The sequence below is a fragment of the Kitasatospora herbaricolor genome, assembly GCF_030813695.1.
Classification (GTDB): Bacteria; Actinomycetota; Actinomycetes; order Streptomycetales; family Streptomycetaceae; genus Kitasatospora; species Kitasatospora herbaricolor.
In genome coordinates this window covers 3107944-3121657 of the sequence record NZ_JAUSVA010000002.1, presented here as the reverse complement: position 1 = coordinate 3121657, position 13714 = coordinate 3107944, and the positions used below count along the sequence as shown (strand labels likewise).

At 73.7% G+C, this 13714-nt stretch carries 11 protein-coding genes and 3 tRNA genes; 13 read left to right on the top strand and 1 reads right to left on the bottom strand.

Features of this window, described 5'->3' with window-relative positions:
- Positions 1 to 186 precede the first annotated feature (186 nt).
- From J2S46_RS14040 to J2S46_RS14005, 8 genes are all read left to right on the top strand, one after another.
- Positions 187 to 333 carry a hypothetical protein gene (locus J2S46_RS14040; RefSeq protein ID WP_191289263.1) on the top strand — a complete coding sequence of 49 codons (147 nt, stop codon included), beginning with the start codon at positions 187 to 189 and terminating at the stop codon, positions 331 to 333.
- Between the two features lie 150 nt (positions 334 to 483).
- Positions 484 to 639: a hypothetical protein gene (locus J2S46_RS14035; protein WP_190210007.1), complete on the top strand. Its 156-nt coding sequence runs from the start codon at positions 484 to 486 to the stop codon at positions 637 to 639.
- Positions 640 to 785: 146 nt separating this feature from the next.
- A complete protein-coding gene (gene nadD / locus J2S46_RS14030; protein WP_191289262.1) occupies positions 786 to 1418 on the top strand; it encodes a nicotinate-nucleotide adenylyltransferase in 633 nt (210 codons plus the stop codon).
- Between the two features lie 16 nt (positions 1419 to 1434).
- Positions 1435 to 3372 carry an LCP family protein gene (locus J2S46_RS14025; RefSeq protein WP_191289261.1) on the top strand — a complete coding sequence of 646 codons (1938 nt, stop codon included), beginning with the start codon at positions 1435 to 1437 and terminating at the stop codon, positions 3370 to 3372.
- A 179-nt stretch (positions 3373 to 3551) separates the two neighbouring features.
- Positions 3552 to 4028: a ribosome silencing factor gene (gene rsfS, locus J2S46_RS14020; RefSeq protein ID WP_229912535.1), complete on the top strand. Its 477-nt coding sequence runs from the start codon at positions 3552 to 3554 to the stop codon at positions 4026 to 4028.
- Positions 4025 to 4672, top strand: coding sequence for a histidine phosphatase family protein (locus tag J2S46_RS14015; protein WP_191289360.1), 648 nt, complete (start codon positions 4025 to 4027; stop codon positions 4670 to 4672). The genes rsfS and J2S46_RS14015 overlap by 4 nt, the downstream gene beginning before the upstream one ends.
- Before the next feature lie 116 nt (positions 4673 to 4788).
- Positions 4789 to 4861 (top strand) — tRNA-Ala (locus J2S46_RS14010).
- A gap of 37 nt (positions 4862 to 4898) precedes the next feature.
- Positions 4899 to 4971 (top strand) — tRNA-Ala (locus tag J2S46_RS14005).
- A gap of 89 nt (positions 4972 to 5060) precedes the next feature.
- Here J2S46_RS14005 and J2S46_RS14000 read toward each other — a convergent pair.
- The gene (locus J2S46_RS14000) at positions 5061 to 5975 is read right to left on the bottom strand and encodes a helix-turn-helix transcriptional regulator (RefSeq protein WP_191289260.1); all 915 of its coding nucleotides are present in this window, start codon (positions 5973 to 5975) and stop codon (positions 5061 to 5063) included.
- A 101-nt stretch (positions 5976 to 6076) separates the two neighbouring features.
- Here J2S46_RS14000 and J2S46_RS13995 point away from each other — a divergent pair, with 101 nt between their 5' ends.
- The 5 genes from J2S46_RS13995 (at position 6077) to J2S46_RS13975 (ending at position 13571) form a co-directional block, all read left to right on the top strand.
- Positions 6077 to 7528: an MFS transporter gene (locus J2S46_RS13995; protein WP_229912525.1), complete on the top strand. Its 1452-nt coding sequence runs from the start codon at positions 6077 to 6079 to the stop codon at positions 7526 to 7528.
- 133 nt (positions 7529 to 7661) lie between these two features.
- A tRNA-Ala gene (locus tag J2S46_RS13990) sits at positions 7662 to 7734 on the top strand.
- A gap of 186 nt (positions 7735 to 7920) precedes the next feature.
- Positions 7921 to 9210 (top strand): NsdA family TPR-like regulatory protein, encoded by a 1290-nt coding sequence (locus tag J2S46_RS13985; RefSeq protein ID WP_191289259.1) that lies wholly within the window; start codon positions 7921 to 7923, stop codon positions 9208 to 9210.
- 244 nt (positions 9211 to 9454) lie between these two features.
- Positions 9455 to 12394, top strand: coding sequence for a leucine--tRNA ligase (gene leuS, locus J2S46_RS13980; protein ID WP_191289258.1), 2940 nt, complete (start codon positions 9455 to 9457; stop codon positions 12392 to 12394).
- A 397-nt stretch (positions 12395 to 12791) separates the two neighbouring features.
- Positions 12792 to 13571, top strand: coding sequence for a hypothetical protein (locus tag J2S46_RS13975; RefSeq protein ID WP_191289257.1), 780 nt, complete (start codon positions 12792 to 12794; stop codon positions 13569 to 13571).
- The last annotated feature ends 143 nt before the right edge of the window (positions 13572 to 13714 follow it).

Genomic DNA, 13714 nt, shown 5'->3' with positions numbered 1-13714 from the left:
CGTCCCCGCGGTCACCCTACGCGGTGCCCGGCCCGGCTCCGAGGGTCCGGCCCGGGCCGGACGCTTCGGCGCCGGGCCGGTCCGGGGGTGGTGGCGGACCGGCGGACCGGCCCGGTCTACGCTGGGTGTCCTGGAGAACCGGGACCGGACCTGGCCGCGGTGCAGAGCAGACCGAGGAGCCCGAAGATGTCCCCCGACACCCTTGTCACCCTGGCCGGCCCGATCTCCACGGAGGCCGGCCCCGGGCTGTTCCTGCGCGTGGTCGTGGTTGCCTCCTTCGTCGGCGTCGGCCTGCTGGCCTGGGTCCTGCTGCGGGCCGGTCGCAAGAGCTGAGCCGCGCTCCGCGCGCGGCGCGGGCTCACGCGGGCTCAGACGCGGTGGGCCGCCGCGCGGTTGCGCCGGGGCCACCCGTACGATGGCCCGGTGGGCCCTCACCGGCCCAGACCCCTGGTCCGTCACCCGAGCCGAGAAGGTCCTGCGACCATGAGCACTGCCGCTGCACTCCCCGTTCTCAACCTGATCGCCGAGGGCGAGGGTGGCAACCACGACAGCCTCAGCCCCTACCTCACCGGTGGCGCCGGGCTGTTCATCCTGCTGCTGCTGCTCTTCATCACCACCCGGTTCAACCGCGACCGCTGAGTCCGCGGCGCCCGGCGTCGTGACGCCGGGCGGACAGGGCCAGGGAGCGCACCGCGAAGCGGCGGACGCTCCCTTTGCCATGTCCGCGCCCGCGCGTGCCCCGGGGGGACGCGCGGGCCGACAGGCGTCGCGTAAGGTGTGGCGGCATGGGACAGCAGGCCGAGACCCCCGGCGGACTCCAACCGGCGAAGAAGCGCCTCGGCGTGATGGGTGGCACCTTCGACCCGATCCACCACGGGCACCTGGTCGCCGCCAGCGAGGTGGCGAGCGCGTTCCACCTCGATGAGGTGATCTTCGTGCCGACCGGGCAGCCGTGGCAGAAGGACGACCGTCGGGTGACACCGGCGGAGGACCGCTACCTGATGACAGTCATCGCCACCGCCGAGAACCCGCAGTTCTCGGTGAGCCGGATCGACATCGACCGCCAGGGCCCGACCTACACCGTGGACACCCTGCGCGACCTGCGGAGCCTGCACCCGGACTCCGACCTGTTCTTCATCACCGGTGCCGACGCGCTCGCCCAGATCCTGTCCTGGCGCGACTCCGAGGAACTCTTCTCGCTCGCCCACTTCATCGGGTGCACCCGGCCGGGACACACCCTGACCGACGCCGGACTCCCGGTGGGCGGGGTCTCCCTGGTGGAGGTCCCCGCGTTGGCCATCTCGTCCACGGACTGCCGCAACCGGGTCGCCAAGGGCGAACCGGTCTGGTACCTCGTCCCGGACGGCGTGGTCCGCTACATCGACAAGCGGGCGCTCTACGCGCCGGCCCAGCCTTGATCCCAGGAGGGTCGGCGTGACCGGAACGGCAGACCGCAGGGGCCAGCAGGACGACGACTGGCCGGCCGGGCAGTACCAGCAGCAGCCCTACCAGCCGTACCAGCAGCCGGGCTACGAGCAGTCCGGCTACGAGTCGGGCTACGAGCAGGCCGGCTACGGGCAAGGCGGGTACGAGCCGCAGTACGACCAGTACGGGCAGCCCTACCCGCCCCGCCGGCCGCAGCAGCCGGCCCGGCCGCAGTCCGGCCACGGCCAGGACCCGTACGGTCGGCCCGAGCAGCCGCAGGCCTACCAGCCGCAGTACGACCAGTACGGGCAGCCGCAGCAGGCCTACCAGCAGCCGCAGGCCTACGAGGAGTACCAGCAGCCCGGCTACGGGCAGCAGCCCTACCAGCCGTACCAGCAGCCGGCCGTCCCCCGGCCCGGGTACGAGCAGTCCGGCTACGAGCAGTCCGGCTACGAGCCGGGCTACGAGCAGCCGGTGTACGAGCAGCCCGGCCAGGAGCACTTCGGCGCCGGGCCGCAGTCGCCCGCCGCCGCTGCCGCGCCCGCCGCCGCACCGGTGGCCGCCGCCCCCGCCGCGCCGCCACGTCCGCGCCCGGCCCGCCCCGCGCCGCAGGCGGCCCCGGCCAAGCCGGAGCAGCCCTCCGAGCAGGTCGGCGGCTCCCGGGCGGCCAAGGGCCCGAAGGCGCCCGCCGACGCCTACGCCACCGGCGAGTTCACCTTCGTCGAGGAGGAGGCGGAGGAGTCCGAGGACGTCATCGACTGGCTGAAGTTCGCGGAGTCGCGCACCGAGCGCCGGGACGAGCGCCGCCGCAAGCTGCGCAGCCGGCTGATCGGTGCGGTCGTCGTGCTGGCCGTGCTCGGCGGCGCCGGCACCGGTTACCTCTGGTACACCGGCAAGCTCGGCGGCGCGAAGACGGCGGCCGCCGCGGCCGGGCCGCGCCAGGTCAACGTGGTGCACCTGCGCGACCTGCAGGGCAAGGTCTCGACCGCGCTGCTGGTCAACGACGCCTCCGGCCACAAGGGCTCGGTGCTGCTCCTGCCGGAGAGCCTCAAGCTGCCCGGCGTGGGTGACGCGGCGACCGTCCCGCTCGGCCAGGCGATGGACACCATCGGCACCTCCAGCACCCGTGAGGGCCTGGGCACCGTCCTCGGCGCCGCCGTGGCCGGCACCTGGCGGCTGGACACCCCGTACCTGCAGCTGCTGGTCTCCCAGCTCGGCGGCGTCCGGGTGGACACCGACGTGGAACTGCGCGAGGGCGGCAAGGCGGACGGCAAGGTGCTGGCCGCGGCCGGCAAGAACGTCCTGCTCAGCGGGCAGGCGGCAGTGCTCTTCGCCACCTACCAGGCGGCCGGCGAGAGCCGGGACGTGCAGCTGGCGCGGTTCGGCAAGGTGCTGGAGTCGATCGTCCGGACGATGCCGACCGACCTGAAGGACGCCACAGACGTGGTGCAGCGGGTGGGCGCGGTGCTCGACCCCTCCCTCCCGCGGGACGCGCTGGCCGGCGTCCTGGTGCAGCTCGCCCAGCAGGGGAAGGACGGCCACCTGGCCACCTCGGCGCTGCCGGTCAAGCCCGACGGCACGCTGGACGACGCCACCGCCGGCAAGCAGGTCAAGGAGGTCCTCGGCGGCACGGTGCGCAACGCCGACAGTGCCGGGGCCGCCGCCCGGGTCGCCATCCAGGACGCCTCCGGCAACGACCAGGCGGCCGCCGCGGCCCAGGTCCAGGTGCTCAACGCGGGCCTGACCTTCGTGCCCGGCGCGGCGAAGAGCAGCCCGCAGGCGACCACCGAGATCCGGTACACCGACGACGCCCGGCTGGAGGCCGCCAAGTCGCTGGCGACCAGCCTGAACCTGCCGGAGACGGCCGTGAAGAAGGTCACCGAGGCGCAGAACGCCGACCTCCTGGTGGTGCTCGGCAAGGACTACCAGGTGCCCAAGCCGCAGTAGCGCCCGCACGGCGCGCCGCCCGGGCAACGGCCCGCACCGCCGCGGCCCCACCGTTAATCGGTCCGGGGCCGCGGCGGCGGCGTGAGATCCTGGACTGGGGTCCTCCTGCCCTGGAGCCGGCACAGCCGCCGGCGGGCGGGGCGAGGGCGCCATCTCTGCAGCCGAGCCGGAAGAACACAGTGACCGTCACCGACCACAGCCAGGAACTCATCAACGTCGCCGCGCAGGCGGCGGCCGACAAGCTGGCCCACAACATCATCGCGTTCGACGTCAGCGAGGTGCTGTCGATCACCGACGCCTTCCTGATCGCCTCCGCGAACAACGACCGCCAGGTGAAGTCGATCGCCGAGGAGATCGAGGATCAGCTGCGCGAGCAGCTGGACGTCAAGCCGGTGCGCCGCGAGGGCGAGCGCGAGGGCCGCTGGATCCTGCTCGACTACCTGGACATCGTGGTGCACGTCCAGCACTCCGAGGAGCGCTCCTTCTACTCCCTCGACCGGCTCTGGAAGGACTGCCCCGAGCTGGCCCTGCCCGAGGACGCGCTGGCCTCCCGCAACCGCCCCGAGGGTGCCGAGACCGACGCGGCCGGCAACGTCACCGCCCCGCCGGCGGACGACTTCGGGGTCGGCATCTACGTCGCCGAGGACCACAGCTGAGCCGGGAGGCGCGGGGACCGCGCATCGTCTTCTGGCGGCACGGCCAGACCTCCTGGAACCTCGAATCGCGCTTCCAGGGCACCACGGACATCGAGCTGACCGGCCAGGGCGTGCAGCAGGCGCAGCGCGCCGCCCGGCTGCTCGCCGGCCTCCACCCGGACCTGCTGATCTCCTCCGACCTGCAGCGGGCCGCCCGCACGGCCGCGGAGCTGTCCCAGGTCACCGGCCTGGAGGTGCACCACCACGAGGGCCTGCGCGAGACGTACGCGGGCGAGTGGCAGGGCCTGACCAACGCGGAGATCCGGGCCCGGTTCCCGGAGCAGTACGAGGCCTGGGCGCAGGGCGAGCCCGTCCGGCGCGGCGGCGGCGAGCTGTCCACCGAGGTCGCGGACCGGTCCGTCCCGGTGGTGCTGGAGGCGGTCCAGAAGCTGCCGGAGAACGGCACCCTGGTGGTGGTCAGCCACGGCGGCACCATCCGCACCATGCTGGGCCGGCTCCTGGGCCTGGAGCCGGAGCTCTGGGAGTGCTTCGGGGGCCTGTCCAACTGCTGCTGGTCCGTCCTCGGCCAGGGCGCCCGCGGCTGGCGCCTGCTGGAGCACAACGCGGGCACCCTGCCGCAGCCGGTGATCGGCGACGACACCTGAGGCCGGCGGGTCTGCCGCAGGCGGGATTTCGCAGTTCCGGGCCTGACCAGCTAGAGTCTTCCTCGTTCGCAGGTGAGAACGCGGCCCGGAAGGGAAGCGGGAAAACCCACGAGTGCGGGGCTGTAGCTCAGTTGGTAGAGCGCTTGCATGGCATGCAAGAGGTCCGGGGTTCAATTCCCCGTAGCTCCACTCCGCACCACCGGTCCGTGAGGGCCATTCGTGTCGCGGGGCTGTAGCTCAGTTGGTAGAGCGCTTGCATGGCATGCAAGAGGTCCGGGGTTCAATTCCCCGTAGCTCCACAACAGTTCGGAAGGCCGTCACCCCTCGGGTGACGGCCTTCGGTGCGTCCGGGCCCCCTCGGACGGCCCGGCGCCCCGGGCACGGAGCCTCAGTGCGGGCAGCGGGGCGAAGGCTGCGGCGGCAGCGCCGCCATCCGCTCCACCCGCTCCCGGTCCTGCGGGCCCTGCGGCGTGTAGACCACCATGTAGTGCTCGGGGACGGCCGGCAGGGTCAGGTAGGCCGCGGTGAAGCGCAGCTCCCCGACCACGGGGTGCCGGAACACCTTCAGCGCGCTCCTGGCCGGTGCCACCTCCTGCCGGGCCCACAACGCGCCGAACTCCTCGCTCGCCAGCGTCAGCTCCCGGATGTAGCACTCCCAGACCGGCTCGCCCACGTGCTTGCCGTACGCGGCCCGCAGCACCCCCACCATCCGGGGCAGCTCCTCGTCGCGGTTGAGGAACGGGTTGCAGCAGACCGGCGCCGTGACGGTGCACCACAGGCTGTTGAAGGTCCCGTGCGGAGCGGTCGGGCGGTCCGCCCCGAACAGCGACTCGTACGGCGCGTTGTGCAGCAGCACGTCGTAGCGGGTGTTGCAGACCGCCGCCGGCAGCGGCGCCAGCGCGTCCAGGATCACCTGCACGGACGGGTCGAGGTTGGGGTGGGCCGGCGACGGCCGCAGCTCGACGCGCACCCCCGCCAGCCGGAACATGTGGTCCCGCTCGGTGGCGTCCAGCCGCAGCGAGCCGGCCACTGCGGCCAGCACCTGCTCGCTGGCGTTGATCGGCCGCCCCTGCTCCAGCCAGGTGTACCAGGTGACCCCCACCCCGGCTAGCTGCGCCACCTCCTCGCGCCGCAGCCCCGGGGTGCGGCGGCGCAGGCCCGGCGGCAGGCCCACCTCCTCCGGGGTGACCCTGGCCCGGCAGGCCTTCAGGAACCCGGCGAGTTCGGTCCGGCGGCGGTCCTGCGGCTGCGGCCGGCCCTGCGGGCCGCGGACCGGCGGGGCGCTCTCCTCGAAGGTGGTCATCCCGCCATCGTGCCGCAACCCGGGCCGCCGTCCCAGGTGTTGCCGGTACCAGGATCAGCAGGCTCTAACCACCAGTACCCGTACCCGCGCACGCTGGCCCCATGACGGACCTTCAGACCCGACCCGCCGCCCCCGGCGGGCCCGCCCGGCCCCCGGCCAGGGCCACCCGGCCCGGGCTGCTCCTCGCCCTGGTGCTGAGCGGCCAGTTCATGGCCGTCCTCGACATCTCCATCGTCAACGTGGCCGTGCCCACGATCCGCACCGACCTGCGCGCCTCCGGCGCCTCCCTCCAACTCGTCGTCGCCGGCTACACCATCGCGTACGCCGTGCTGCTGATCACCGGCGCCCGGCTGGGCGCCCGCTACGGGTACGACCGGCTGTTCCGGTCCGGCCTGGCGGCCTTCACCGCCGCCTCGCTGGCCTGCGGGCTGGCGCCCGGCACCGGCTGGCTGATCGCGTTCCGGGTGCTCCAGGGGCTCGGCGCCGCGCTGATGGTCCCCCAGGTGATGAGCCTGATCCAGCGCACCTTCACCGGCGCCGCCCGGACCAGGGCGCTGGGCCTGTACTCGGCGGTGCTGGCCGGCGGGCTGGCGGTAGGCCAGGCGGCCGGCGGGCTGCTGGTCGGCGCGGACCTGTTCGGGACAAGCTGGCGCCCGGTGTTCCTGGTCAACGTGCCGCTCGGGCTGGCCCTGCTGGTGGCCGGCGCCCGGTTGCTGCCCCGGCTGCCCGGGGACCGCAGCCGCGGCTTCGACCTGCCCGGCCTGGTGGTGCTGGCGGTGGCCCTGGGCCTGCTGGTGGTGCCGCTGGTGCTCGGGCACGAACTGGGCTGGCCGGCCTGGGGCTGGGGGATGCTGGCCGGGAGCGCGCTGATGCTGGGCGTGTTCCGGTCGGTCGAACGGCGGGTCGCGGCGCGCGGGGGAGAGCCGCTGATCTCCGGGAGGGTGCTCGCGGCGCCGGGGCTGCTGCCGGCCGCCGGGGCGATCTTCACGATCATGGCGGCCTTCTCCGGCTTCATGTTCGCCTTCGCCCTGCACCAGCAGGTCGGGCTCGGCAGCAGCGCCCTGCGGGCCGGACTGCTCTCCGTGCCCGTCTCGGTCGGCTTCGGGCTCTCCAGCCTGCACTGGCAGCGGCTGCCGGCCCGCCTGCACCCGGTGCTGCCGGTCCTCGCCACGGTGCTGGTCGCGCCCGGGTACCTGCTGCTCGGCCTCCTGCTGCGCGGCGGCGCCCCGATCGGGCCCCTCGAACTGGCCCTGACCACCGGGCTCGGCCTGGCTGCGGGCTGCGCGTACGCCCCGCTGTTCGCCCGGGCGCTCGGCAAGGTGGCGCCGCAGGACGCGGCGGACGCCAGCGGGGTGGTCGTCACCGTCATCCAGCTGGGCCAGGTGGTCGGCGTCGCCGTGCTCGGCACGGTCTTCCTCGGGGCGGCGCACCTGCCGGCGCCGGCCCGGCAGTCCGGGCACGCGCTGCTGGTCACCACCGGTGCGATCGCCCTGGTGGTGGCGGCCGCGGGCGTGCTGGCGGCCCGCACCCGGCGGGTGGCGGACGACGGGTGACGGGCCGGCCGCCGGCCGTGGCGGGCGGCCCGGGGTTATGGATTCGTGGAGCACCCCTTCGACCGTGTAAAGTGGGCGATGTCGCCGAGGGAAACCACCGAAGAGTGGGGCCAGCGGTGACATCGCAGGTCAAGGGGCTGTAGCTCAGTTGGTAGAGCGCTTGCATGGCATGCAAGAGGTCCGGGGTTCAATTCCCCGTAGCTCCACAGCAACAAGGGCCGCCTCCCGCACAGGGAGGCGGCCCTTGGCGTTTCCCTGGCCGGGCGGCACCGTCACCCGCTTCACGTCCGGCGCCGCCCGACCTCCCGGTCGCCCGGGCCGTCCGGGGCCCGCGCCGCCGGAGGGAGAACCGGCCTACCGGGCGGTGCAGGTCGCCCGCTACCGTCGTGGCCATGGCCGACCTGGCGCGCAAGCGGAACGAAGAGCTGGCCCGGATACTCCACCAACTCGGCTGGAGCCCGGAACGGCTCTCCCGCGAGGTCAACCTCACCCTGCCGAACGGGCTCGCGATCAGCTCCACGGCGCCCTACAAGTGGCGCGACCGGGGCATGGTGCCGCGCGCACCGCACGACCAGACGGTGTGCGAGGTGCTCAGCCGCACCCTCGGCATCGCGGTCACCTACGAGCAGCTCTGGGGCCCGATGGGCGGCAACCGGGGTGCCAAGATCCTCTCCGCGGGCCTGCTCACCGACCCGTGGACGGCCGACACCGCGCAGACCGCGCTGCGCGAGGCCGGCGCCCACGGCGGCCCGGTCCGCCTCACCGACCTGTTCCGGGGCGACGAACTCGAACAGGCCGCCCGGCACTGGGCCTCGCCCCCGCCGCCCGTCACCGGCGGCGAGGGCGCCCTGCGGATCGCCCCCGAGCAACTCGTCGACCTCAGGCTCGGCCACGACAGCAAGCGGCGCCTGGAGCGGGCCTGCGGCGGCGGACTGATCCTCGACCCGGCCCGGGCCGAGTTGGCGATGGTCGGCAAACTCCTCGAACTCGGTTCGTACGGCGAGCCGCTCGGCCGCGAGCTGTACGCCGCCGCCGCCCGGCTCGCCCGCCTGGTCGGCTGGGCCGCCCACGACATGGGCTACGAGGCCGCCGCCCAACGCGCCTTCGTCGCCGCACTGCGGGCCGCGCACGTCTGCGGGGACCCCCGCCTGGGCGTGAGCGTCGTCGGCTGCCTGGTCGTCCAGGCCACCCACACCGCCGGCGGCCGCGGCCTGGACGCGGTGGCGATGCTCACCGCCGCGCTGGCGGCCGCCGACGGCCGGCTGACCCCGGCCGAACTCGCGCTGCAGCTCGGCCGGATCGCCCGCGCGCACGGCCGCCGGGGCGAGCGGGAGGAGGCCGAGGCCGCCGCCGCCCGGGCGTTCCGGGCCCTGGACGGCGTGCCCGGGCGCCGGCAGGAACGCGCCGACCTGGACGGCATGGTGGGGGAGGGGTACCTCTTCCTCGGTGAGCACGAGCGGGCCCGCGCCCTGCTGTCGGGCGCCGTGGCCGTGCTGGAGCCGGCGCGGGCCCGGGCCCGCGCCCTGCTGATGGTGCGACTGGCCGACTCCTACCGGCGGACCGGCGACGGCGAGGACGCCGCGCGGACGGCCGACCGGGCGCGGCTGCTGGCCGCCGGCATGCAGTCCGAACGGGTCGCCCGGGCCCTGCGCGACTTCGACTCGGCCACCAGGGCGGGATAACCGCCGGGCCGCCGACGGGCTTGCGGTACCCTGAGCCCATGCGAACCGTGTGCCTGCTCCTTAGCCGGCCGCGCTGACCAGAGCCGGCCGCGCCCCCGGGCGGGTGCCGGAGTCGGCGTGGCGTCCCCTCCTGCGAGGGGCCTTTTTGCTTTCCGGGGCCGTTTCCGGCGGACACAGCCCGATTTCGCAGCAGCCGAGACCGGCCGCTGGTTCGCGCACCGACATCGATGGAGCCTGAAGGACCATGAGCGAGACGACACCTGCCTCCGGCCCGGCCGAGGACGCAACCGAGCCCATCCGCGCGGAGTCTGCTTTCAAGTACACCGCCGCGCTGGCGGCCGACATCGAGTCCCGCTGGCAGGACGTCTGGGAGAAGGAGGGGACGTTCAACGCCCCCAACCCGGTCGGCGCGCTGGCCGACCCGGCCGCCGGTGACGTCGCGGCCAAGCCGCACAGCTTCATCATGGACATGTTCCCGTACCCGTCGGGCTCCGGCCTGCACGTCGGCCACCCGCTGGGCTACATCGCCACCGACGTGTTCGCCCGCTACCAGCGGATGACCGGGCACAACGTGCTGCACACGCTGGGCTACGACGCCTTCGGCCTGCCCGCCGAGCAGCACGCGGTCGCCACCGGCGAGCACCCCCGGGTCTCCACCGAGGCGGCGATGGCCAACATGCGCCGCCAGCTGCGCCGGCTGGGCCTGGGCCACGACTCGCGCCGCTCGATCGCGACCATCGACCCGGACTACTACCGCTGGACGCAGTGGATCTTCCTGCAGATCTTCAACTCCTGGTACGACGGCGAGGCCGGCCGGGCCCGCCCGGTCGCCGAGCTGATCGCACAGTTCCGGGACGGCTCGCGGCCGACCCCCGACGGCCGGCCCTGGGCCGAGCTGTCCGGCGCCGAGCGCGAGGACGTGCTGGGCGAGTACCGGCTGGCGTACTCCAAGGAGGTGCCGGTCAACTGGTGCCCCGGCCTGGGCACCGTGCTGGCGAACGAGGAGGTCACCGCGGACGGCCGCTCCGAGCGCGGCAACTTCCCGGTGTTCAAGTCCAACCTGCGCCAGTGGATGATGCGGATCACCACCTACTCCGACCGCCTGATCGCGGACCTGGACCTGCTGGACTGGCCCGAGGCCATCAAGCAGCAGCAGCGCAACTGGATCGGCCGCTCCGAGGGCGCCCGGGTCGAGTTCGCGGTCGACGGGCAGGGCGCCGACGGCCCGGCGATCACCGTCTTCACCACCCGCCCCGACACCCTGTTCGGCGCCACCTACATGGTGCTGGCCCCCGAGCACGCCCTGGTCGACTCGATCGTCCCGGCCGCCTGGCCGGCCGGCACCCACGACGACTGGACGGGCGGCGCCGCCACCCCGGCCGAGGCCGTGGCCGCCTACCGCGCGACCGCCGCCGCCAAGTCGGACGTCGAGCGCCAGGTCGACGCCAAGGTCAAGACCGGTGTCTTCACCGGCGCGTACGCCACCAACCCGGTCAGCGGCGAGCCCGTCCCGGTGTTCATCGCCGACTACGTGCTGATGGGCTACGGCACCGGCGCCATCATGGCCGTCCCCGCCCACGACCACCGCGACTTCGCCTTCGCCCGCGCCTTCGACCTGCCGATGCGCTGCGTCGTCAAGCCCACCGACGGCCGCGACCAGGACCCGCACACCTGGGACGACGCCTTCGACACCTACGACTCCGTCATCGTCGACTCGGCCCGTTCCACCGACGACGTGGCCGCCGAGGACGGCATCTCGCTGGACGGCCTGAGCGTCGTCGATGCGAAGCAGGCCGTCACCGCCTGGCTGGCCGGCCGCGGCATCGGCGAGGGCACCGTCAACTACCGCCTGCGCGACTGGCTGTTCAGCCGCCAGCGCTACTGGGGCGAGCCCTTCCCGATCGTCTACGACGAGGACGGCGTGATGCACGCGCTGCCCGACTCGATGCTGCCGGTCGAGGTGCCCGAGGTCGAGGACTACTCGCCGCACACCTACGACCCGTACGACTCCACCTCCTCGCCGAAGACCCCGCTGTCGCGCAACGAGGAATGGGTCAACGTCGAGCTGGACCTGGGCGACGGCGTCAAGAAGTACCGCCGCGAGACCAACACCATGCCCAACTGGGCGGGTTCGTGCTGGTACGAGCTGCGCTACATCGACCCCGCGAACGGCGAGAAGGTCGTCGACCCGGCCAACGAGCGGTACTGGCTGGGCGCGACCGCCGAGAAGCCGGCCGGCGGCGCCGACCTGTACGTCGGCGGCGCCGAGCACGCCGTGCTGCACCTGCTGTACGCGCGGTTCTGGCACAAGGTGCTGCACGACCTGGGTCACGTCTCCTCGGTCGAGCCGTTCCACAAACTGTTCAACCAGGGCATGATCACCGCCGACGTCTACCGCGACGAGCGGGGCTTCCCGGTGCCCGCCGCCGAGGTCGCAGAGGACGGGCGCGGCGGCTACACCTGGAACGGCGAGGTGGTCAAGCGCGAGGCCGGCAAGATGGGCAAGTCCCTGAAGAACGCCGTAGCGCCGGACGAGATCGCCGACCAGTACGGCGCAGACACCCTGCGCCTGTACGAGATGTCGATGGGCCCGCTGGACGTCTCCCGCCCCTGGGACGACCGCGCCGTGGTCGGCTCGTACCGCTTCCTGCAGCGGCTGTGGCGCAACATCGCCTCCGAGTCCACCGGTGAGCTGGTCGTCACCGACGAGCCCGCCGACGAGGCGACCCTGCGGGCCCTGCACAAGGCCATCGACGGCATCCGCGGCGACATGGCCGGCCTGCGCTTCAACACGGCCGTCGCCAAGGCCATCGAGCTGAACAACTTCCTGGTCAAGCGTGGTTCCACGCCGCGTGAGGTGGCCGAGCAGATCGTCCTGCTGGTCGCGCCGCTGGCCCCGCACATCGCCGAGGAGCTGTGGCGCAAGCTGGGCCACGCCGAGTCGCTGGCGTACGCCGACTACCCGGTCGCCGACCCGGCGTACGTGGTGGACGAGTCGGTCACCTGCGTCGTCCAGATCAAGGGCAAGGTCAAGGCCCGGCTGGAGGTCTCCCCGGAGATCACCGACGCCGACCTGGAGACGCTGGCACTGGCCGACCCGGCCGTGATCGCCGCCGTCGGCGACGCCGCGGTGCGCAAGGTGATCGTGCGGGCGCCGAAGCTGGTGAACATCGTCACCGGCTGACGGATCGTCGGTGGAGGTCGGCCCCGCCGGTTGTCCGGCGGGGCCGACCTTTTGCGTCCGTCGCCTGTGCCTGTCGCCTGTGTCCGTTGCCCGTGCCCATTGCCTGCGTCCGCTGCTTCGGGGCTGCCGTGCCCGCGCCTGCCCCATGCCGGTTCCTGTTCCCGGGCCTGTCCCGGGCGTCCGTCGGGGGCGATCCGCCCCTTACGGTCCCCGTCAAGGCTGGGGGAGAACCCCGATCTGTCCCTGATCTCGGCCGCGGTGCCCGGTTTGCCCCGCCCCCGGCCCGGCGGGACGGTTACCGTGGAAACCTCGGTGACCGCTGCGGGCCGTTGCCCGGCGGCGGGAGGTCCGGTGCGGCCGGGTCGGCGTGCTCGGTTTCGGTGGAAGGTGGCTCGTGATGGACGCGGTCGGAGTGGTGCTGGGCCTGGTCCTGCTGATCGGTGTCGGCCTGCTGAGCCTTGCCGTGGTCGGCACGGTCAAGGCGGCCAAGGCGATGGCGGCCAAGGTCGAACGGCACGAGGCGAACGCCAGGCGTGCCGTGGAGAACGTCGCCCTGAAGGCGAAGACGTACACCAAGCCGGGCGCGCAGGGGCAGATCTCCGCCACCCGCCTCGCCCTGCGGACCTCGCTCGACGGCACCCGTCTGGTGCTGGAGTCCGGCCTCGCCGAGGACCACCAGCTGGCCGAGTCGCTCCAGCTGCTGGCCCGGCTGGACGTGCACGCCGCCGAGCTGGACGGGGAGTTGCGGATCCTGGAGCGCGAGCCCGACACCGGCCGGATCGCCGCCAAGCTCCCCGAGCTGCGGGAGCGCGCCGAGCGGATCACGCATTCCGCCGAGACCATGCGCTGGGCCGCCCAGGACCGCATGCACCGCTTCGCCGAGGACGAACTGACCAGGCTCAGCAAGGAGTGCGAGAGCGAGGCGGGCGCCCTGCGGCACTGGGACGCGGCGCCGCGGGTGCCGGGCGCCGCCGGCTCCTCGGCGGGCGGGTCCGGAGCGGCTCCGCTGGACGGCTCCGGGGCGGGCGGCGGCTCGGGGGCCGGTACGCATGGCCGGGCGGGCCTGACCACCGGCCCGGGCGGTCCGGGCGCGGAGGAGCTCCTCGGCCTGGGCGACCCGCTCTCGCGCCTCGCGCAGCGTCTCCGCAAGCCGTCGACGGGCCCCTCCGCCGGCTGAGGCATCCGGCGGGACCCACGATTCCCCGCCCGTGCCCGAGGGGACGCTCGGGCACGGGTCACCGGCCCCCGACGCTCGGGCACGGGTCACCGGCCGATGCGGCTCGTTCGATCACGAAGGCTGGACAGGACGGCCAGGGCCGG